At 61.1% G+C, this 850-nt stretch carries 1 protein-coding gene and 1 pseudogene; one reads left to right on the top strand and one right to left on the bottom strand.

Annotation, left to right across the window (positions count from 1 at the left end; all coding sequences use genetic code 11):
- Positions 1–490 (bottom strand): transposase (locus tag NKH49_RS34740; protein WP_352930209.1); only part of this gene is annotated, 490 nt, incomplete at its 3' end.
- Positions 491–645: 155 nt separating this feature from the next.
- Between NKH49_RS34740 and NKH49_RS34735 the strand changes: the two are divergent.
- Positions 646–850: pseudogene (locus NKH49_RS34735) on the top strand (IS110 family RNA-guided transposase); the annotation flags it as partial.

The raw sequence follows: 850 nt of genomic DNA, 5'->3' as shown, positions 1-850 counted from the left end.
CGGCCGTTTCGATCCCGCGCTGACGATGGGCGTCGGCGACGATCATGCTGGCATCGACCGCAAAGCCTTCGCCGCCGACGAGCCCTTCAGCTATGCAGCGCCGGACGACGGTCTCGAACAGTTCGCGCAGCAGGTCGGCATCGCGGAAGCGGCCGTGGCGGGTCTTGGAGAAGGTTGAGTGGTCAGGCACATCACCCTCGAGGCCAAGCCGGCAGAACCACCGATAGGCCAGGTTCAGATGTACCTCCTCGCACAGCCGGCGCTCCGAGCGGATGCCGAAGCAATAGCCGACGATCAGCATGCGGATCAGCAGCTCAGGGTCGATCGAGGGACGGCCGATCGGGCTGTAGAAGGGCGCCAGATGCTGGCGGATGGCGGACAGGTCGACGAAGTGGTCGATCGCTCTGAGCAGGTGATCCGCCGGCACATGCCGCTCCAGGCTGAAGCCGTAGAACAGCTCCTCCTGCATCACACTTTGCTCGCCCATCATCGACTCAATCTCCTCTTACGACGAAGATTGAATCAGATGGGATATTCGGCTTGAGCCCCATCTTCGACGGTGATGGACGGAGGTGCTGCGCTCCGAGCTGATGATAGAACGTGGTCTGCAGCTACAGCCACAAGCATCAGGAAAGGAAACGCAGCATGAAGCATTATGCCGGATTGGATATCTCGGTAAAAGAGACCGCCGTTTGCATTGTCGATGAAACTGGCAAGATCTGCCGCGAGATCAAGGTGGTCAGCCACCCCGACGACCTCACCGCGGTTCTGAAAGGTCCCGCCTTGCGCATCGAGCGGATCGGGCTCGAGGCCGGACCGTTGTCGCAATGGCTGTTCGAAGGCCTGGCCA

The organism is Mesorhizobium sp. M1088 (genome assembly GCF_040318575.1).
GTDB lineage: Bacteria > Pseudomonadota > Alphaproteobacteria > Rhizobiales > Rhizobiaceae > Mesorhizobium.
Note: the sequence above shows the minus strand (reverse complement) of the source record. Positions and strands in the feature narration are given on the sequence as shown.